The sequence below is a fragment of the Mesorhizobium sp. ISC11 genome (assembly GCF_037162595.1).
GTDB lineage: Bacteria > Pseudomonadota > Alphaproteobacteria > Rhizobiales > Rhizobiaceae > Mesorhizobium > Mesorhizobium ciceri.
Genome location: NZ_JAVSPW010000001.1, coordinates 3224767 through 3244822 on the forward strand (window position 1 = coordinate 3224767; position 20056 = coordinate 3244822).

Sequence of the window (20056 nt, forward strand, 5' to 3'; positions counted from 1 at the left end):
GGTCAGGCCGCCAGCACCGTGCGCTCGACAATGTCGAGCGCGCCGTCGAGGTCGGTTTTCGAAATGACCAGCGGCGGCGACAGCGTCAACACGTTGCCTTGGCTGATCTTGAAGCTCAGCCCCTGTTCAAGGCAAGCATAGAAGACGCGCTCGGCGAGATCGCGTGCCGGCTGGCGCGTATCGCGATCCTCGACGAGCTCGACGCCGACCATCAGTCCCCTGCCCCTGACGTCGCCGACATGGGGCGAGCGCGCCATCAGGTGCTGCATGCGCCCTAGCATGTGCCGACCGAGTTCGGCCGCGCGCTCGACCAGCCCTTCCTCCAGGATGATGTCGATCGTCGTCAATGCGGCGCGGGTCGTCACCGGGTTCTTCTCGTGGGTGTAGTGGCCGATCGCGAAGCCACCGGTGACGTCGAGATCGCGGCGCGCGATGATGGCGGCGATCGGCAGGACGCCGCCGCCGAGCGACTTGCCGAGGACGACGATGTCAGGCGTCACATCATCATGCTCGTGCGCGAAGAATTTGCCGGTCTTGCCAAGGCCGGTCGGGATCTCGTCGAAGATCAAGAGCGTGCCGTGCCGGTCGCAGGCCTCGCGCACCCGCTTCCAGAAGCCTGGCGGCGGCGGGTTTGGCGTCGCCCGCATCGGTTCGGCGACGACCGCCGCCACGTCCTGCTCGCGGCCAAGGACGTAGGCAATCATGTTGGCGCAGGCGAGGCCCGATGCTTCCAGGGAATCGTGGCCATAGGGGCAGCGATAGCCGTCCCAAGGCGCGACGTGCTCGGTGCCGGTCATCATCGGGCCTGATATGTGCGAGCGGAAGGTCGCCTCGCCACCAACGCTTGCTGCGCCGAAGCCGGCGCCATGGAACGCATCCCAGAACGACACCGTCTTGAAGCGGCCGGTCGCGGCGCGGGCGATCTTCAGCGCGACCTCGATGGCGTCCGAGCCGCCGGTGGTGAACAGCACTTTGCCGAGATTGCCGGGCGCCAATGCCGCCAGCTTCTCGGCCAGTTCGACGGCGGGCTCACAGGTGAAACGGCGCGGCGCAAAGCAGAGCTGATCGAGCTGCTTCTTGATGGCGGCCACAAGCCTCGGGTGGCCATAGCCGAGGTGATGGACGCTGTTGCCGTGGAAATCCATGAAGCGGCGACCGGCGGTGTCCTCGATCCAGATGCCTTGCGCCTTGGCGATCGTCGACAAACAGGGGCTGGACAGGCTCTGGTGCATGAAGGCGGCCGCGTCGCGATCGAGCAGGCCGCGGATCCGCGGATCGCCCTGCCCGGCATCCCAGCGACCGCGAGCCGCTGTGGTGTTGGAATCGCCTTCGGTGTGCACAAGTTCAGATATCGCGGCCATCATGGTCTCCGAAATGCGAATGAGGGAGCGGCGAACGCTCCCTCGATTGTTCTATCCGTCAATGCCGTCCGGTCAGGACCAGGGCAGCGAAAATGTCTTCACATTGGTGTAGCTCTTCATCGCTTCGATGACGCCTTCCTTGTAGCCGTTGCCCGAATCCTTGATGCCGCCGAAGGGCGACATCTCGATGCGATAGCCCGGCACTTCCCAGATGTTGACGGTGCCGACCTGAAGGCCGGCGATGTATTTCTGCATGCGCGGAAAAGAGTTGGTGCAGACGCCCGACGACAGGCCGAAGGCGGTCGAGTTGGAGAGCGCAATCAACGCCTCGTCATCGTCCGGCGCACGCACGATCGGGATGATCGGCCCGAAGGTTTCTTCCATGACCAGCTCGGATGTATGCGGCACGCGATCGACGACGATCGGCGGCAGCAACGCGCCCTGACGACCCGGATTGTAGAGGATTTCGGCGCCTTGCTCGGCAGCCATGTGGACGCGGGCTTCGAACAGCGCCGCCGCCTTCTCGTGCACGACGGTGCCAAGGTCGGTCGCGCGGTCCATCGGATCGCCGAAGCGGATCTTCTTCGCCCGCTCCAGCACCAGCGGCACGAAGCGGTCGGCGACGCTTTCCTGGACCAGGATGCGCTTGACCGCCGTGCAGCGCTGGCCGGAGTTTTTCGTCGCTCCGGCCACTGCTAGGTCCGCCGCCTTTGCCAGATCCTCGTCCGACAAATCGTTGAGGATGATCAGCGGGTCGTTGCCGCCGAGCTCCAGCACCTGGCGCTTGTAGCCGGCGGTGCGGGCGATCATCTTGCCGACCGGCACGCCGCCGGTGAAGGTGATCAGGTCGATGTTTTCATTGGTGATCATCTCGTTGCCGATATCGGCCGGCCAGCCGGTCACCACCGACAGCATTTCAGGCGGCAAACCGGCTTCATAGAGAATGTCGGCCAAGAGAAGCGCCGTCATCGGCGTCAGTTCGGTCGGCTTGACCACCACGCAATTGTTGGTGGCGATCGCCGGCGCCACCTTGTGCGAGACCATGTTGAGCGGATGATTGAACGGCGTGATCGCCGAGATCGCCTTCAACGGCTCGCGAGTGGTGAAGATCTTGCGCGCCTTCCCGTGCGGGGTGAGGTCGCAGGAGAAGATCTGCCCGTCATCCTGGATGCACATCTGCGCCGACAGCGTGAACACGTCATAGGCACGGCCGACCTCATAGAGCGAGTCCGTCTTGGAGATGCCGAGCTCGAGCGTGATGAGATCGGAGATTTCATCGCGGCGCGAGGCCAATGCCTCGGCGGTGCGGAACAGTATCTGCTGACGCTCGTAGCGGGTCAGCTTCGATTTGTAGCCGGCGGCGATCTCGAATGCCTGGCGGGCGTGATCGGCGCGGCCGGCCGGAACGGTGCCGATGACGGTGTCGTTCCAGGGATAGCGAACCTCGACGACGCCTTCGGCATCGACTCGTCTGCCGGCGATGCGCATCGGCTCGTGGCGAACTTTGATGGCGGGGTCGAGCTTGGTCATGGGTTCTGCTCCAGCAGATTCTTGTTGCGCGGAGGATTCGACCCCCACTCCGGCCCTTCGGGCCACCTCTCCCCCGATCGACGGGGGAGAGGAAATCAGGCGAGGTCAGTGCCTCAACGTTTCCAGGTTAAGCCGCGGCTAACCCTGGCGCCTTTCCTCTCCCCCGTCGATCGGGGGAGAGGTGCCGAGCGAAGCTCGGCGGAGTGGGGGTCGACAATCACGCTCGACTCAAGCCAGCGCCGCCGCCATGGTGGCGTAGTAGAAGGCATCGAAATTGCGCAGCGTCGGCTCGTTCGGAAATTCCGGCAGCACACGATTGACGATGAACGGCACCTCCTGCTCGGTCAGCCCGCCATGCGACCGTAGCGGCTCGTTCAGAGCCGCCAGGTCATGGCGATGTTCCGAGGTGCCGATCGTCTTGTTCTCGGTCGAGATCAGCACGATGTCGCCGATGCGATCGGCCGGCAGTTCGAAGCGCTCGCAGGCGGTCGGGCTGTCGACGACCAGCATGATGCCATCGATCTTGGCCAGCCTGGCCATGATATCGGCCTGGTCGGCGCCATCAGGCAGATAGGCGGTGGCGAAGGAACCCAGCGCGCCATGATGCACGACATAGGGGTCGGTGATCGGCAGGATGACGCGGGCGGCATCTTTGCCCAGCCACTCGTCGAGAAGGTCCTGGACATAGACGACATCAGGCGAACCGTCCGCCTTGTGCTTGGGCTTCATGCCATGGTCGGCGGTGACGACGATGGCAGCACCCAGCGCATCGAGCTCGGTCAGGTATTTGTCGAACATCTCGTAGAAGGCGTTGGCCTGCGGCACGCCGGGCGCATATTTGTGCTGCACATAGTCGGTGGTCGTCAGATACATGATGTCGGGGCGGAATTCCTTCAGCAGCTGGACGCCGGCGGCGAAGACGAATTCCGACAGCTCGGCCGAATAAACCTCCGGCACCGGCAGCCCAAAGTGCTTCGAGGCATTGTCGATGCCGTGCTCGGCCTTGCTGGTGGTGTCGGATTTTTCCGCAGAGAAGCACAGCGCGCGGCCTTCGTCGAAGGCGAGGCCCTTGCCGAGCAGCGCACGCAGCTTGTCCTTGGCGGTGACCACGGCGACCTTGGCGCCGGCATCGTAGAAGGCCTGGAAGATGGTCGACGCGCGCAGGAAGCGCGGGTCGTTCATCATCACTTCCTTGCCGGTCTCGCGCTCATAGAGATAGTTGCCGCAGATGCCATGCACCGACGGCGGCCGGCCGGTGGCGATCGACAGATTGTTGGGGTTGGTGAAGCTCGGAATGACAGAGTGCGCAAAGCGCACCGTGCCCTTCTGCTTGATCCTGACCAGAGCCGGCATCAGCCCGGCCTTTATCGCTTCGTCGAGATAGGCCGGCTCGCAGCCGTCAAGGCAGATGGCGATCGCCGGCACGCGCGGCCAGGCATAGGTGCGGCCGTTGACCGACACGGTGACAGGAGACATCTGGTTCATCTGATATCCTCGAAGTCGGCCGCTTCAGGCGGCGAGTTTGGCGCGTTCGGCAAGTGCCGCGGCGGGTGGGGCGGCGGTGTCGACGCCCATTTCATGAAGCGAGAACGCTGCCGCCTCGACGACGCGGCGCATGACATGTTCGTCCATCTGGCCGATGCAGCCGACGCGGAACGAATCCACGGCGGTCAGCTTGCCCGGATAGATGATGAAGCCCTTGTCCTTCATCAGGTCGTAGAAACGGTCGAACGCGAAACTGGCATGAGCCGGGTTGAAGAAGGTGACGATGATCGGCGACAGCCAGCGATCCCGGAGCAGTGTCTCGAAACCGAGGTCGCGCATGCCGGCCACCATGACGTCGCGGTTCCTCGTATAGCGGGCGCCACGGCCGGCGACGCCGCCTTCGGCCTCATGCTGGCGCAGTGCTTCGAGGAAGGCGGCCACGACATGCGTCGGCGGCGTGTAGCGCCACTGGCCGGTCTTGTTCAGGTGCGCCCACTGAGCGTGGACATCGAGCGACAGCGAATGGCTCCTGCCTTTGGCGGCGTCTAGCTCGCTCTTGCGGGCGATGATGAAGCCAAAACCCGGAACGCCTTCGATGCACTTGTTGGCGGACGAGACCATCGCCTCATAGCGGATTTCGTTGACGTCGAGCGCCACGGCGCCGAACGCGCTCATGGAATCGACCAGCAGCTTGCGACCCTTGGCATGGACGGCTTCGGCAATTTCAGCGACCGGGTTGAGGATGCCGGAACTGGTCTCGCAATGGATGGCGATGACATGGGTGATATCAGGGTCGGCCGCGAGGGCCGCTGCCACCTCGTCGCCGCGCGGGGGCAGATAGTCACCCTTGTCGATCAGCGTATAGGCGCGGCCGAGATACTGCATGGTCTGCGCGGCGCGCAGGCCGTAGGCGCCGTTGGCCAGCACAAGAACCTTGCCGTCCCTGGGCACGAACGACCCCAGCATCGCTTCGACGCAGAAAGAACCGCTGCCTTGCATCGGCACGCAGTCGAACTCATCGTTCCTGTCCCCGGTCAGCGCCAGCAGCCGGCGACGCATATCCGATGTCATGGCGCGGAAGTCGCCGTCCCACGATCCCCAGTCGCGCAACATCGCCTGCTTGACCGAATAGGCCGTGGTGAGCGGCCCCGGGGTCAGAAGATACGGCTCGCCCAGCGCCGGGCTGGCCAGCGGCTCCGCGGCAAATTTCGTCTCGGCGAGCATGTTGTCCTCCGCTCGATCTGCGTTCGATGTGGCCTTATTCTTGGCCTGAATGATCTATTTGTAAAATCGTTATTTTGTATCGATGTATCGATTCTAGTAATGACCTGCCGGGCGGGAATCCGTCCTCAGGCCAGTGCAGGAGCCCTCACTTCCGCAGCCCCTCTCGCCAGCCGGCTTTCCAGCAGATCACCGCTCTGCGTCAGCAAGGGATAAGCGACCGAGGCCATCAGCGAGTTGATCTCCTTCAGCGCCCGCACGGCCTCCAGGTGGATGTCGCTGGTGTCGATGCTCTGCGGCATTCCCGATTGCAGGCGCTTGAGGTGACGGTCGTGGCTCGTGCGTTCCAGTCTGCGCATCCGCTCCTTCTCGACGACGAGTTGCCGCGCCGAATCGAGATCGCTCGACACCAGCACATTGAGTGCAAGCTGCATGTTGGCCATGACACGGTTGTGAAGCCCGGCCAGTTCGCTCCAGCCGTCGCGTGAGAAGCGCAGGTTCTTGTCACGCAGCTCCTGGGTGAGCACGAGCAGGTTCTTGGCGACGATGTCGCCGGCGCGTTCGAGATTGATGGCGAAGTCTGTGAGCTCGATGCCGCGCTGCACTTCGGCTACGCTCATGCTGCCGCGGTTGACTTCGGCAATGTAGAGCTTGATTTCGGTATGGGCGCGGTTGACCTCCTCATCGAGTTTTTGGGCCTGGCGTATCTGGTCGCCGGTGCCGGCGTCGAAGAAATCCATCACTGGGCGCAGCATCACCTCGACGACTTCGCCCATGCGCAGCAGCTCGCGGGTGGCACTGGCTAGCGCAAGACCGGGTGTGCGCATGACGGTGCGGTCGAGCGCGCTGGTGCGGCGCGACATCAGGTCTCCACCCTCTTCGGCCTTTGCCACCGGCCTGTCTGCGATCAACAAGGCGACCAGCCGCTCGATCATGCCGGTGAACGGCAAGCAGCAGATGACCAGCACCAGATTGAAGGCAAGGTGCAGGTTGACCAGCTGGCGGCCTTCGGTTGCGCCGAACAGATGCGCCGGGAAGGTCACGGCCTGAAGCGCGAACAAAGCCGCCAGCGCCGCCGTGCCGCGAAAGATCAGATTGCCGAGCGGGATACGGCGCGCCTCGACGGCTTCGCCGCGCGTCAGCCAAACCGCGATCAGCGCGCCGCCGCAATTGGCGCCGAGGATGAAGAACAAACCGACCTCGACCGGCAAGACGCCTTGCGCGGCAAGCGTGACGAACAGCAGGATCGCCGCGACGCTGGAGTGGATCAGCCATGTGAACAGGGCAGCGGCGGCAAAGGCGGTGAAATAGTCCGCGCGCAGATAGGAAATCACCAGTGGCAGCAAGGTGCTCTGCCGCATCGGTGCCGTCGCCTCGCCGATCATATGCAGCGACAACAGGACGAAGGCGACCCCCATCAGGATTCGCCCGCTATGCCTGATGCCAGCCACTTCGAACTTCAGGGCCATCGCGCCGCCGACCAGGATCAGCGCCGGCACAAGCCAGCTGAGGTCGAACGACAGCACCTGCACGACCAGGGCGGAACCGAGATCGGCGCCCAGCAGGATCGCCAGCCCGGCCGACACCGAAACCATGCCGCTGGCGGCAAACCCGGCCGCCAGGATAGCGACGGCGGTCGAGCTCTGCAGCAGCATGGCAAGCACGGTGCCGACACCGGCCGATCTGATCCGCTCACCCCGGGCTTGCCTCAGGGCATCACGCAAAGCGGGCCCGCAGGCCCGCTCGACACCCTTGCGCACCATATGCACGGCCCAGAGCAGCAGCATGACCGCACCCGCCAGATGCAGCAGGATGATGGAAAATTGCATGGCGACGCCTCCGGTGCCAACGGCCGGCAGGGATGTCGACCCATGCTCAGGCTGAGGGTCGGCAAAACATAAGTCAAATCGTTCCTTTCGATCTTTTCCTAAGCAATCCTTATGATAAGATGTCGGCGATTTCAGAAGTGTCGGAGGCACGGGAGATGCGCTACGTCCAGTTGCGAGCCTTTCACCAGGTGGCCATCTGCGGTGGCTTTTCTCGCGCCGCCGAGGCGCTCTTCCTGACCCAGCCGGCGATCTCGGACCAGGTGCGCAAGCTCGAGGAAGAGTATGATGTGCTGCTGTTCAACCGGAACAAGAAGCAGGTCACGCTGACCCATTCGGGCCAGAAATTGCTCGAAATAACCCACCGCATGTTCGATACCGAGCAACAGGCGCTCGAACTCCTGACGGAGTCCCGCGCCCTGCGTTCCGGCACGCTGCGCATCGTCGCCGATGCCGCACATCATCTGCTTCATATTCTCGGCAGCTTCCGGGCCCGCTACCCCGGCGTGCAGGTTTCGGTGCGCGCCGGCAACACCGAGACGGTGATCAGCAGCCTCTACAGCTACGATGCCGATATCGGCGTGCTGGGCGAGGTGCCGACGGCGCGCGATTTCGAGGTGCTGAAACTCAACTCGACGCCGATCATCGCGTTTGCATCCGTCGACCACCCGCTGGCCGCGAAAAAGTCGCTCACCCTCAAGCAGCTCGCGCAGGAATCACTGGTCATGCGCGAGCGTGGATCGAAGACGCGTCAGAAACTCGAAGATCTCGCAGCCGCCTCGAAAATCGAATTGAGGCCGGCGATCGAAGCCGAGGGCCGCGAAGCCGTCCGCGAGATCGTCGCCTCGGGCGCCGGCATCGGCTTTGTCTCGGCGGCCGAATTCGGCCAGGATTCGCGGCTGGTGCCGATCACCATCGATGCTCCCGAGACCCTGATGGACGAGGCGTTGATCTGCCTGCGTGAACGCAGCGGCGGCAAACTGGTGCGGGCTTTCCTGGATATGGCGCGCTCGATGTCAGCGGATTAAGCGGCGGCCCTGATCTCCACCGCATCAGCCTTCACCCGCTCCGACTTCGGGTCGTAGGGGCTGCGCAGATGTGCTGTCGCGGCATGGCGAACGCCGGCAAGGTCGATCTCGAAACGACCACCGGTGAGAAATGCAGCGTCGACGCCCGCCTCGTTCTCGATCAGGCCGAGCGCCACCGAGCGGCCAAGCGTGTGGCCGTAGGCGGCCGAGCGGACTTCGCCGACCGGCTTGCGGTCGCGCAGGATCAGTTCGCCGCCCCACAGCATCGGCTCGGCATCATCGAGCGTGAACAGCACGATGCGTCTTGCCGGTGCTGCCGATGGCTTCGTCTCAACCAGCGCGTCGCGGCCGATAAAGTCACCTGGCTTGTCCATCGCCACGGCGAAGCCAAGCCCGGCCTGCCAGGGGTCGATATCAGGCGTCAACTCCCTGCCCCAGGCGCGAAAACCCTTTTCGATGCGCAAGGCATCGAGCGCATAGTAGCCGGCGTCCAGCAGACCGAATTCACGGCCCGCCTCATGCAACGCCTCATAGACGCCGACGGCGAATTCTGTCGGCACGATCAGTTCCCAGCCCAGTTCGCCGACATAGGTCATACGGTTGGCATAGGCGGTGGCATAGCCGATATCGATCTCGCGGATGGTGGCGAAGGGAAAGCCGGCGTTGGAAAGATCGGCCGAGGAGAGTTTGCCCAGCAGATCGCGTGATCGCGGTCCATCAACGCCAGCACCGCGTAGGACGAGGTGACGTCGGTCACGATTGCATGCGCGTCGGATGGAATGTTTTTGACGATCCAGTCGGCATCGTGGACAGCTTGTGCGGACCCGGTGACGATGAGGAATTTCTCCGCGCCGAGCCGCATAACGGTGAGATCGCTCTCATAGCCACCGCGTGCATTGAGCACGCCCGTGTAAACAGACGTACCGTCCGGTACCTCAATATTTCCGGCGCAGATCCAGTTGAGCACGGCGCAGGCATCGCGGCCCTGCACGAGGAGCTTGGCGAAAGAGGTCTGGTCGAAGACGGCGACGGCTTCGCGTGTCGCCTTCATTTCGCGCTTGACCGCCTCGTGCCAGTTCTGGCGGCCGAAGGCATAGTCGTTCTCGGTCTTCTCTCCCGGTGCCGCGAACCAGTTGGCGCGCTCCCAGCCCATCTTGGAACCGAAGCAGGCACCTTTGGCGGCGACCCGGTCGTAGAGCGGCGAGCGGCGGAACGGCCGCGCCGTGTCCAGTTCACGGTTCGGCCACGGCATGGCGTAATGCAAGCCGAGCGTTTCCTTGACACGGTCATGCAGCCAGCGCGGATTGTTGTTGAAGGAGGCGAAACGCCTGATGTCGACCGGCCACAAATCCATGGTCGGCGCGCTGTTGACGATCCATTCCGCCAGCGCCCTGCCCGCGCCGCCGGCGCTGGCGATGCCCATGGAGTTGAAGCCGGCGCCGACATAGAAATTCTTCAGTTCCGGCGCCTCGCCGAGGAGAAAATTGTTGTCCGGCGTGAAGCTTTCGGGACCGTTGTAGAATTTCTTGACCTCGGCCTTGGCCAATTTCGGCACGCGGACCAGCGCGTTTTCCATCAGGATCTCGAACTGATCCCAATCGTCCGGCAACAGCGCGAACTCGAAATTTTCGGGAATGCCATTCATGCCCCACGGCTTGGCGTGCGGCTCAAAGCCACCCATGACCAGGCCGCCGACCTCTTCCTTGAAATAGATGAACCCGTCGGGGTCGCGCATGACCGGCAGGTCCGGATGCACGCCCTCGATCCTGCCGGTAACGATGTACATGTGCTCGGCCGAATGCAGCGGCACCGAGACGCCGCACATCAGCCCGACCTTGCGCGCCCACTGGCCGGCGCAATTGACGACGATCTCGGCGGCAATGTTGCCGCGGTCCGTCTCGACACCGCAGGCGACGCCGTTCTTCACGCTGATGCCGGTGACCTTGACCCGCTCGAAAATTTTCGCGCCGCGATTGCGCGCACCCTTGGCCAGCGATTGCGTGAGATCGGTCGGATTGGCCTTGCCGTCGCCCGGCAGCCAGACGGCTCCGACCAGATCGTCGGTCGCCATGACCGGCCATAGATCGGCCGCCTCCTTCGGCGAAATCACGTCGATCTCGACGCCTTGGGCGCGAGCCGATGCGGCCGTGCGCTTCAGCACCGTCATGCGGTCGGCGGTCCGCGCCACCGACAGCGAGCCACAATTCTTCCAACCGGTGGCGAGCCCGGTCTCGGCCTCCAGCTCGCCATAGAGCTGCGTGGAGTATTTGATCAGGCTGGTCATGTTGGAATGACTGCGCAACTGGCCGACAAGCCCTGCGGCGTGCCAGGTGGTGCCACCGCTGAGTTGCCCCTGTTCGAGCAGCACGACATCGGTCCAACCGAGCTTCGTCAGATGATAGGCGACCGAGCAGCCAATGATACCGCCGCCGACGATGACGACGCGCGCTTGCGTAGGGAATTCGTTTGCCATGGGACATCCTGCCGTTTTGACACCGGTTGGATCATAGCAGCCGAATTCCAAATATCAACACAAAATACCACAAAATATCACATCAAAGAGGCAATCATCAGCTCAGGCCCTTTGCGCGCAAGCGCTTCAGCGATGTCAGCCTGCGGTTTCGCGTCGACGATCACGCCGGCGGCGCGTTGAAAATTCGGAATCCTGAGCGGCGTCAGCTTTGCGAACTTGCTGCTGTCGAGAACGAAGTAGGTTTTGGCGGCAAGCGCGATCATGCGGCTGCGCTGTTCGGCGCCGGCGCGGGTGAAATCGGTCACCTCGCCGTCGGGCGACAGCGCGCCACCACCGAGGAACGCGATGTCGACGCGAAAGCGCGACATGGCTTCGAGCATGTCGATTCCCGAGGCCGCTTCCTCGCCCGGATCGACTTCGCCACCCAGCACATGCACGCGCATGCCTGAGACGTGGCACAGCAGAAGCGCGATCTTCAGGCTCGCCGTGCAGATGGTGAGATCGCGCAGGTCGGCCATGGCTTGTGCGATGGCCAATGTGGTGGTGCCGGAATCGAGGAACACCACCATGCCGTCCTTTACAAGACCGGCGGCCAGCCTGCCGATCGCGGCCTTGCCTCCGGCATTTTCGTGGCTGCGCAAGCTCATTGCCGGTTCGCTCGGCTCGAAGCGGGCGGCGCCGCCATGGACGATGCCGAGCCGTCCCTTATCCGACAGCAGCTTCAAATCACGGCGGATGGTTTCGCGCGAGACATCGAAGAACCCGGCCAGTTCGGCGACACTGACAGACCCCTGGGCGCCCAGCCGCCGCAGGATCTCTTCGTGGCGACGTGGAGCAAGGGCGCGCGCCGGCAGGCTGCTGTCGGGGGACATGATGATCCTCGGATCGAGTAGCGATGTTGCAATATGTGGCAGTGATCGTGCGCAGAGGCAACTCAAGCCATGTCGTCAGGATTTTCGCGACAGGCCATCTTCCCTGATCGCGCTGACCAGCGTCTCGCTTCCCTCGCGAAGATGCTGCCTCAGAATGCCTATGGCCCTGTCGCCGTCGCGCCGCCGGCAGGCGGCCAGCAGATCGCGGTGCTCCGTCTGCGAGCGGCTGCGATAGTCCAGGTTCGACAGCAGGATGCGGACGTAGCGATCGGCGGCATTGTGGTGCGCCTCGATTAAGGCCAGCAATCGATTGTTGCCGCAGGCATCGTAGAGAGCCAGATGAAAGGCACGGTTCAGCGCGCCCCATCGGCCGACATTGCGCTCCGCGTCGATCTGATCGAGAACCTGTTCCGCCTCGTCGAGCCTGTCACCGGCGAGATTGGGAAGCGAAAGCCGCAACGCCTCGCATTCGAGCAATTCGCGCAGTGCATAGATTTCACTGATCTCGGCGCTGTCCATCCGGGCGACCTGCGCGCCTTTTGTCGGATGGATGGAAACAATGCCTTCGGCTTCCAATTGGCGAAGGGCGTCACGAATTGGCATGCGGCTGAAGCCAAACTGCTCGGCCAATTCGTCCTGGCGCAGCGAAGTGCCCGCCTTGATGGTGCCACTGGCAATCGCTTCGCGCAGGACATTGGCGACCTGTTCGGCCACGGTTCGCGGCCCCTGCATCACGCTTTCCGCAAATCCTGGCAATCGATGCTCCCGTTTGACGCGGGGCGCTCAGCCTAACGGAAACCCCTCTGCATGGATATATGTATGCCTGTATATGCACACGTTCGGCATCAATTGCCAGACTTGCCCGAATTCCTGCGCCAAGGCCTGATCTGCGTATTTTACCGGCGCTTCGCTTGCCTGGCGTCAGCCGCCGAAGCGCGGTTCCGCAACGCCCCTAACGCCAAGGCCTGATATGGCGAACAGGCTGCCGCGCAAAACGCCGTCGCCGGGAAAACGCGGCAGCGGCGGCTTGGCCATCGAGGTGACGTAGAGGGTGTCGAGCTTCGGTCCGCCGAACATGACGCTGGTGATCTTCTTGACCGGCATGTCGATGATGCGATCGATGCTGCCATCGGGCGCGTAGCGCACCAGCCTTCCGTCATAGACCAGCGCATTCCAGAGATAGCCCTCGGCATCGACGGTCGAGCCGTCCGCCGCACCGCCTCGGCTGGTGTCGACGCGCACGAAGGTACGCCTGTTGGTGGCGGCACCGGTGGCGATATCGTAGTCGTAGGCCCATATCTCGCCGGTCCAGGTATCGGCGAAATAGAAGGTGCGGTCGTCGGGGCTCCAGCATGGACCGTTGGAGCAGATGATGCCGGAATCGATCCGGGTGACGGAAAAATCCGGATCGAGCCTGTAGAGACCGCCGGACGGCCCCTCTTCCATCGTATCCATGGAGCCGGCGAAGAAACGGCCGCGCCGGTCGACCTTGCCGTCGTTGAGCCGGTTCATCGGCTTGTCCGGCTCGGGATCGTGGATCAGCGTCACCTCGCCGGTGGCGAAATCGAGCAGATGGAAGCCGCGCTGCAGCGAGACGACAGCGCCGCCGCCGTCCTTGCGCAGCGCCATTGAGCCGATCTTCATCGGCACGTCCCATGACCGGATCTCGCGCCCGTCGGCGGTCGCCCGAAACACGCGCCCGTCGAAGCTGTCGATCCAGTAGAGTCGTTCCTGTTCGACGTCCCACAGCGGTCCTTCGCCCAGTGTGGTCTTCACGTCCACCACGACTTCGATCTTCATGCCGTCCTCCTCCGTTTTGCGTCTCGCGGCGATTGCTCGGGCCGCCTCAGAAAGCGACCTTGTCCCCGCCTTTCAATGACAGGATTTCGCGTGCCTCGTCGGGCGTCGCCACCTCCATGCCGAGTCCTTCGATGATCTTGCGGGCCAGCAAGACCTGCTCGGCGTTCGATTTGGCAAGCTTGCCCTTGCCCGCCCACAGACTGTCCTCCAGCCCGACGCGGATGTTGCCGCCAAGGGCCGCCGATTGCGCGGCGATGCGCAGTTGGCTGGCGCCGGCGCCCAGCACCGACCACCGGAACTGGTCGCCAAACAGCCGGTCGGCAGTGCGCTTCATATGGGCGACGTCTTCTGGATGCGTGCCGATGCCGCCGAGCAGCCCGAACACCGACTGCACGAAGAAAGGCGGCTTCACCAGCCCACGGTCGGCGAAGTGGGAAAGGTTGTACAGATGGGCGATGTCGTAGCACTCGAACTCGAAGCGCGTGCCGTTGTCGTAGCAGGTCGCCAGAATGTACTCGATGTCCTTGAATGAGTTGCGGAAGACGAGGTCGCGCGTCGCTTCCAGATGCGGCTTTTCCCAATCGAACTTGAAGGTCTCGTATTTGTCGGCCAGGTGATAGAGCCCGAAATTGATCGAGCCCATGTTGAGCGAGGCGACTTCCGGCTTGAACTGGGCGGCCGGGCGCACGCGCTCCTCGACCTTCATGTAGGGGCTGCCACCGGTGGTGATGTTGATGGCGGCGTTGGTGCCTTGCTTGACGCGCGGCAGGAAGCGGGCGAAGGCCTCCGGCGTTTGGTCGGGCTTGCCGGTTTCCGGATCGCGGGCATGCAGATGCAGGATCGCGGCACCGGCTTCCGCCGCCGCGATCGCCTCCGAAGCGATCTGGTCGGGCGTGATCGGCAGATAGGGCGACATGGTCGGCGTGTGGATGGCGCCCGTCACCGCGCAGGTGATGATGACCTTGCCCCTGGTCTGTGCAGGTCCCGGCTTGCGACTGGTTTGCGTCATTCTCCAAACTCCTGATCCGATTTTCTCTTGTGGGCGGCGAGCGCCATGAGCCGGCGGTCACGCCACACCTGCCGGTCGCCTAGGCTTTGCTGTGGCAGTCGCTTGCGGCGATCAGCCTCGACTGTATCGATGACCTTGCCGGCCCAGTCGACGCGCCGCTGCGTCTGGGGAAAGATGTTGGAATAGATGCCCTGATAGCGCTCGACATAGTCGCGCACGCCGCCGGGTGCATTGAGATCGATGGTCTCGAACGGCCCCATGAACGACCAGCGCAGCGCCAGCCCGTCGCGGATGCCGACGTCGACATCCTCGACACTGGCGTAGCCATCGGCGACAAGCCGGAAAGCTTCCTCAAGCAATGCGCCTTGCAGGCGATTCATGATGAAGCCGTCAAGCTCGTGCTGCATGACCAGTGGCGCGTGGCCGGCGTCGACGAGGAAGGCGCGGGTTCTCTCGACCGTCTCGGCCGAGGTCCACGGCGCCGGCACGATTTCGGCCGCCGGAATGAGATAGGGCGGGTTGATCGGATGCACGACCAGGCAGCGCTGCCGCCCTTGCAGATGGTCGGTGAATTTCGACGGCAACAGCGCCGAGGTGGAACTGGCGATGACTGTTCGCGGATCGGCAAGCGTGTCGATCAAGGAGAACACCTTGCGCTTCACCTCGAGATTCTCGGGCGTGTTCTCCTGGATATGCACGGCACCTGCCAACGCCTCTTCAAGCTCGGCGACAACGGAGATACGGTCAAGAACCTCACCGGCTTGCTGTCCCCGCAGAAGATCGTTCTGGGCGAGATCGCCGAGCACGCCGGCAATGTAGTCGCGGGCTCCACCTGGGGCAGTGGGCGACTGGTCCCACATCCGCACGTCATGGCCGGCGCGGGCGAAGCTGATCGCCCAGGCCCGCCCGATGAACCCGCTTCCGACGATCGCGACATTGGCCATGGTTTGTTCCTCAAAGTGTTTCGACGTTGCCGTCGACGCCGAGCGACTGGCCGGAAATGTTGATCCCCGCATCGGAGAGCAGGAAGGCGACCATCGACGCGACATCATAGGGGCTGGTCATGCGACGCAGCGAGATGTTCTGCAGATAGCGCCCGGTCATCTCCTCGTGGCTGATACCGACCTGCTTGGCGCGCGCCGAGATAACACCTTCGATGCGGGGGCCCTCGATGATGCCGGGCAGGATGGCGTTGACCCTGATGGCGTGCGGCCCGAGCTCTTTGGCCAAGCTTTGCGTGAAACCGATGACACCGAACTTGGCCGCCGAATAGGGTGTGCGGAAGGCGTAGCCATGGCGGCCGGCGGCCGACGACATCGAGACGATCGAACCGCCGCCCGCCGCCTTGATCAGCGGCACCGCGCGCCGGGCGCACAGGAACTGGCCGGTCAGGCAGATGTCGATGCAGCGCCGCCAGTCCGCCGGATCGATCTCGTCGACACCGCCGGTCGGCCCGGCAATGCCGGCATTGTTGATCAGCGCATCGAGCCCGCCGAGTTTTTTCTCGACCGCCTCGAACAGACGGTCGACGTCCTCGTCGCGCGAGACGTCGGCCTTGACCGCCGCGACCAGGTCGATCTTGCTGGGAGCAGCGGCCAGCGCCTCGTCGGAAACGTCGCAGACGACGATGCGGGCGCCGAGGCGTGACAGCGTGTCGGCTATGGCAAACCCGATGCCGCCTGCGCCCGCCGTCACCAGCACGCGCTGGCCTTTCAGCCCGGTCAAAAATTCGTCCGCCGATGCCGGCGCCCTTGTGCTCATGGTCATGTCCTTCTCATTGCAGCCGCCGTTCGCGCAGCGCCATGACGGCGCCCAGAACGACCAGTCCGTAAAGAATTGCCCTCGTGGCATAGGGAAGCGTGGTGCCGGCGAGCAGCATCTGCAGTGCCGTCAGCAACAACACGCCGCCGAGCATGCCGAGATAGTGGCCGCGCCCGCCGGTGATCAGCGCGCCGCCGACCACCACCACGGCGATCGACGGCAATAGATAGTCGTCGCCCATGCCGAGGCTCGCCTGACCCGAAAAGCCGGTCAGCATGACGCCGACAACAGCCGCGCAGACGGCCGAAAGCATGTAGACCAGGATCAGCGTGCGCTCGACGCCGATGCCCGACAAGCGCGCCGCGCGCAGCCCGTTGCCGATGCCGTAGACGCGCCTTCCGAACGGGGTGCGGCCAAGCAGGAGTACCGCTGCGACGACAAAGACGACCATCAGCAGCACGATTGGAGTCAGCAGGCCGGCGAGCTTGGCCGTCATGACCCAGCGCAGCATCGGCGAGGAAAACCCGGCCGGCGTTCCCTGCGAATAGAGCAGCGCACAGCCTTGCAGAATGCCGTTGGTGGCGAGCGTCATGACGATCGGCGAGATGCCGAGATAGACGATGCCGAAACCATTGGCGAAGCCGATGGCGCAGGCCATCACCAGGACGACCGGCAAGGCGTAGACAAGGGCGGCGTCGGAGCCGTTGACCATGCCCGCCAGGATGATGCCGGAGATGCCGATCGTCCACGGCACGGAGAGATCGAGGCCTCCGGTCAGGATGACGGTTCCCTGTCCGAGCGCCAGGACGGCTAGGAAGGAGGATAGCACCAGCAGCGAATTCCAATAGCCCGGATTGAGGATGGCGCGGCCGAGCCAGATCTGGGTGACAAGCACGATGAGCAGCAGGCAGACATAGGCCGGCAGCGCATAGCGCAGCGTTTCCGCATTGCGCAGATGGAAGGCAGGGCGCGGCGATGCCGGACTGCGCTGGGCATGGGCTGGCTCGGCGATCTTGAGACGCCGGTCCACGCGCTCGAGTTGCGAGGGCAATATGCCGGCGCGCCAGGCGGCGAGCCGGGCACGCGCGGCGCGCAGTTGCACGGCAAGCACCGATGCATGCGAGATCGAGCCGGCAAGTGCCGCCAGTACCAGAATGGTGCCTTCGGCGATGGTCGCATAATAGGCCGATACGTTGAGCACCAGCAGGATGTTCACCACGATCATCAGGATAAAGGCGCCGAAGACAGAGCCCACCGGGCCGCCCTGCCCGCCACCGAGGCGCGTGCCGCCGACGACGACCGCCGCGAACATCGACAAGAGCAGCGGATTGCCGACCAGCGGATCGCCGCTGCCGGTCTGGGCGCTGATGAACACGCCGGCAAGGCCATAGCAGCCGCCGGCGATGACATAGACGGCAAAGCGCACCAGAACGACATTGATGCCGACGGAAGCGGCCGACTCCGGATCGCTGCCAAGCGCGTAGAGTGCTGTGCCGAAGCGGGTTCCCTTCAGCCAGAACCAGGCGAGCAGGACGACACCGATCACCACCAGCGGCATCGGCAGCCAGCCGGCGATCGCGTCGCCGAGATAGAAGGTGCCGAGATCGGGCGACACGAAGCCGCCGGGCTTGTCCATCACCAGCAGCGTGACACCTTGCAGGATGAACATGGTGGACAGCGTCACCACGATCGGCTGCATGCGCAGCACCGCGATGAAGAAGCCGTTGAAGGCGCCCACCGCCATGCCGACGCCGATGCCGACGGTGGTCCACAGGAGGATGCTTGCGCCTGGCGCCATCGGATCCATGCTCGATGCCAGCACGGCATTGACCAGCGATATCACCGCGCCGGCGGACAGGTCGAAGCCGCCCGACAGGATCACGATCGTCTGGCCGATCGCCGCGAGCGCCGAGGTGGCGCCGCCGCTCGACAGGAACGACACATCGAAATAGGTCAGCGGCCCAGCGCTGATCCAGTCGACGACGAAGAGCAGGATCGCCAGGACGGCCGCGGCGATCAGCGCGCCGCGATTGCGCACCAGCGCACGGCGCAGTCCGAAGCCGCCGGGAACAGGGGATGAGGCTGCTGCGCTGCTCATGCGGCGGCTTCCCCGGCATGGCCGAGCGCCGGGCGCATGATGGCCGGTTCGGTGATAGCGTCGCCTTCGAGTTCGGCGGCGATGCGCCCGTCATAGAGGACCAGCACCCTGTCGCATTGGTGAACGAGTTCGGGGATCTCCGTCGAGTGCAGCAGGATCGAACCGCCCGAAGCCACGTAGTTTCGCATCATCACATAAAGCTCGTGCTTGGTGCCAACGTCGATGCCTCGGGTGGGATCGAACAACAGCAGGATGCGGCTCTGCGCCACCAGCCACTTGGCGATGGCGATCTTCTGCTGGTTGCCGCCGGAAAACGCACCGGCCCGCGTCCACAGCGCGCGGCGGTCGACCTCGACAGTGGCGAATGCCGCCTCGACGGAGCGGGTCTCGGCTTGCGCGTCGACAAGGCCTAGCCGTGTGAAGCGCGATATCACCGGCAGCGTGGCGTTCTGGCTGCCCGACAATTTCAGGAACAGGCCTTCGGATTTGCGGTCTTCCGGCACCAGGCCGATGGCCATGTTGGGGCGCAAGGCATCGGCCGGCGAACCGAGCCAGACCTTGCGGCCGTCGACGAGGATGTGGCCGCGCTCGATCTCGGCCATGCCAAAGCAGGCCAGGAACAGGTCCTGCTGGCCCATGCCTTGCAACCCGGCGACGCCGAGGATTTCGCCCTTGCGCAGATCGAAGCCGGCGCCGTCGAGCTTGCGTCCGACCTTGAGGTCGCGCACGCCCAGAACCGGCGGACCGAAGGCCTGGGCGCTGTCCGGCTTGGGCGGAAAGGTCTGCTCGATGCTGCGGCCGATGATCTTTTCGATGACGTCGGCATCCGAGACATCGGCGACCGGCGCGGTGACGATGTGGCGGCCGTTTCTCAGGATCGTCAGCGTGTCGCAAAAAGCGCGGACCTCGCGCATGCGGTGGGTGATGAAGACGATGGTGGTACCCGCCGTCTTCAGCCTGGCGATGATGTCGCCCAGCCAGTCGACGTCGCGTCCGGCGAGCGTCGAGGTCGGTTCGTCGAGCAAAAGGATGCGCGGCTTGCGGTAGACGGCGCGCGCGATCTCGATCTTCTGGCGCACCGAAAGCTCGAGCTCGCTCACCTCGGCATCGAGATCGACGGAAAAACCGAGATCTTCGATATGGCGGCGGACGGCCTTGCGGGCGGCACCGCGGCGGATCAGGCCGGAGATGCCGACGGGGGCGTAAGGCAGCAGCATGTTGTCGAGCACGGAGAGATCGCGCACCAGGGTCATCTCCTGGAATGCTGTCTGCATGCCGAGCGCATGTGCTGCGCGCGGTGCGCCGTAAGCGATCTCCTTGCCGAAGACACGGACATGGCCTTGGCTCGGCCGGACCAGCCCGGACAGCAGCTTCACCAGTGTCGACTTGCCGGCTCCGTTTTCACCGAGCAGGGCATGGACGCTGCCGGGCGCGATCGCAAACGACACGCCGTCCAGCGCGACGGTCGGGCCGAACGCCTTGCTGATGCCGTCGATCTCGACGGCGGGGAGCTCGGAGTGTTCTGTCATTGTCCTCGATCGCCGGCTTGGCATGGATTGACGACGCACGGACAGTTGTCCGTGCATCGTCAC

At 64.1% G+C, this 20056-nt stretch carries 14 protein-coding genes and 1 pseudogene; 1 reads left to right on the plus strand and 14 read right to left on the minus strand.

Annotation, left to right across the window (positions count from 1 at the left end; all coding sequences use genetic code 11):
* Window positions 1–2: 2 nt before the first annotated feature.
* The 5 genes from pbfA to RPF88_RS16005 all read right to left on the minus strand — a co-directional run bounded on the left by pbfA (window position 3) and on the right by RPF88_RS16005 (window position 7426).
* Window positions 3–1361, minus strand: a complete 1359-nt coding sequence (gene pbfA / locus RPF88_RS15985; RefSeq protein WP_063167535.1) for a (R)-1-hydroxy-2-aminoethylphosphonate ammonia-lyase — start codon at window positions 1359–1361, stop codon at window positions 3–5.
* Window positions 1362–1433: 72 nt separating this feature from the next.
* The gene (phnY, locus tag RPF88_RS15990) at window positions 1434–2891 is read right to left on the minus strand and encodes a phosphonoacetaldehyde dehydrogenase (protein WP_063167534.1); all 1458 of its coding nucleotides are present in this window, start codon (window positions 2889–2891) and stop codon (window positions 1434–1436) included.
* A 228-nt stretch (window positions 2892–3119) separates the two neighbouring features.
* Window positions 3120–4376: a phosphonoacetate hydrolase gene (gene phnA / locus RPF88_RS15995; protein ID WP_337122674.1), complete on the minus strand. Its 1257-nt coding sequence runs from the start codon at window positions 4374–4376 to the stop codon at window positions 3120–3122.
* 24 nt (window positions 4377–4400) lie between these two features.
* Window positions 4401–5600: a 2-aminoethylphosphonate--pyruvate transaminase gene (locus tag RPF88_RS16000; protein WP_027163932.1), complete on the minus strand. Its 1200-nt coding sequence runs from the start codon at window positions 5598–5600 to the stop codon at window positions 4401–4403.
* Between the two features lie 125 nt (window positions 5601–5725).
* Window positions 5726–7426, minus strand: a complete 1701-nt coding sequence (locus RPF88_RS16005; protein WP_337122675.1) for a Na/Pi cotransporter family protein — start codon at window positions 7424–7426, stop codon at window positions 5726–5728.
* Window positions 7427–7581: 155 nt separating this feature from the next.
* Here RPF88_RS16005 and RPF88_RS16010 point away from each other — a divergent pair, with 155 nt between their 5' ends.
* On the plus strand, window positions 7582–8451 hold the full coding sequence (locus RPF88_RS16010) for a LysR substrate-binding domain-containing protein (RefSeq protein ID WP_337122676.1): 870 nt from the start codon (window positions 7582–7584) through the stop codon (window positions 8449–8451).
* Here the strand turns inward: RPF88_RS16010 and RPF88_RS16015 are convergent.
* From RPF88_RS16015 to RPF88_RS16055, 9 genes and pseudogenes are all read right to left on the minus strand, one after another.
* Window positions 8448–10924 (minus strand): annotated as a pseudogene (locus tag RPF88_RS16015) (GcvT family protein). The gene RPF88_RS16010 and the pseudogene RPF88_RS16015 overlap by 4 nt on opposite strands.
* Before the next feature lie 77 nt (window positions 10925–11001).
* On the minus strand, window positions 11002–11796 hold the full coding sequence (locus RPF88_RS16020; RefSeq protein ID WP_063167529.1) for a DeoR/GlpR family DNA-binding transcription regulator: 795 nt from the start codon (window positions 11794–11796) through the stop codon (window positions 11002–11004).
* 75 nt (window positions 11797–11871) lie between these two features.
* On the minus strand, window positions 11872–12528 hold the full coding sequence (locus RPF88_RS16025; protein WP_063167528.1) for a GntR family transcriptional regulator: 657 nt from the start codon (window positions 12526–12528) through the stop codon (window positions 11872–11874).
* Between the two features lie 189 nt (window positions 12529–12717).
* Window positions 12718–13596 carry an SMP-30/gluconolactonase/LRE family protein gene (locus RPF88_RS16030; RefSeq protein WP_013533046.1) on the minus strand — a complete coding sequence of 293 codons (879 nt, stop codon included), beginning with the start codon at window positions 13594–13596 and terminating at the stop codon, window positions 12718–12720.
* 46 nt (window positions 13597–13642) lie between these two features.
* Entirely contained in the window at window positions 13643–14605 is a 963-nt protein-coding gene (locus RPF88_RS16035) for a 3-keto-5-aminohexanoate cleavage protein (protein ID WP_063167527.1), read from the minus strand.
* A complete protein-coding gene (locus RPF88_RS16040) occupies window positions 14602–15549 on the minus strand; it encodes a 3-hydroxyacyl-CoA dehydrogenase (RefSeq protein WP_063167526.1) in 948 nt (315 codons plus the stop codon). Before RPF88_RS16040 ends, RPF88_RS16035 begins: the two co-directional genes overlap by 4 nt.
* 10 nt (window positions 15550–15559) lie before the next feature.
* The gene (locus tag RPF88_RS16045) at window positions 15560–16366 is read right to left on the minus strand and encodes an SDR family oxidoreductase (RefSeq protein WP_024502463.1); all 807 of its coding nucleotides are present in this window, start codon (window positions 16364–16366) and stop codon (window positions 15560–15562) included.
* Between the two features lie 13 nt (window positions 16367–16379).
* Window positions 16380–18464, minus strand: a complete 2085-nt coding sequence (locus RPF88_RS16050; protein WP_063167525.1) for an ABC transporter permease subunit — start codon at window positions 18462–18464, stop codon at window positions 16380–16382.
* Window positions 18461–19993 carry a sugar ABC transporter ATP-binding protein gene (locus RPF88_RS16055; RefSeq protein ID WP_063167524.1) on the minus strand — a complete coding sequence of 511 codons (1533 nt, stop codon included), beginning with the start codon at window positions 19991–19993 and terminating at the stop codon, window positions 18461–18463. Before RPF88_RS16055 ends, RPF88_RS16050 begins: the two co-directional genes overlap by 4 nt.
* Between the last annotated feature and the right edge of the window lie 63 nt (window positions 19994–20056).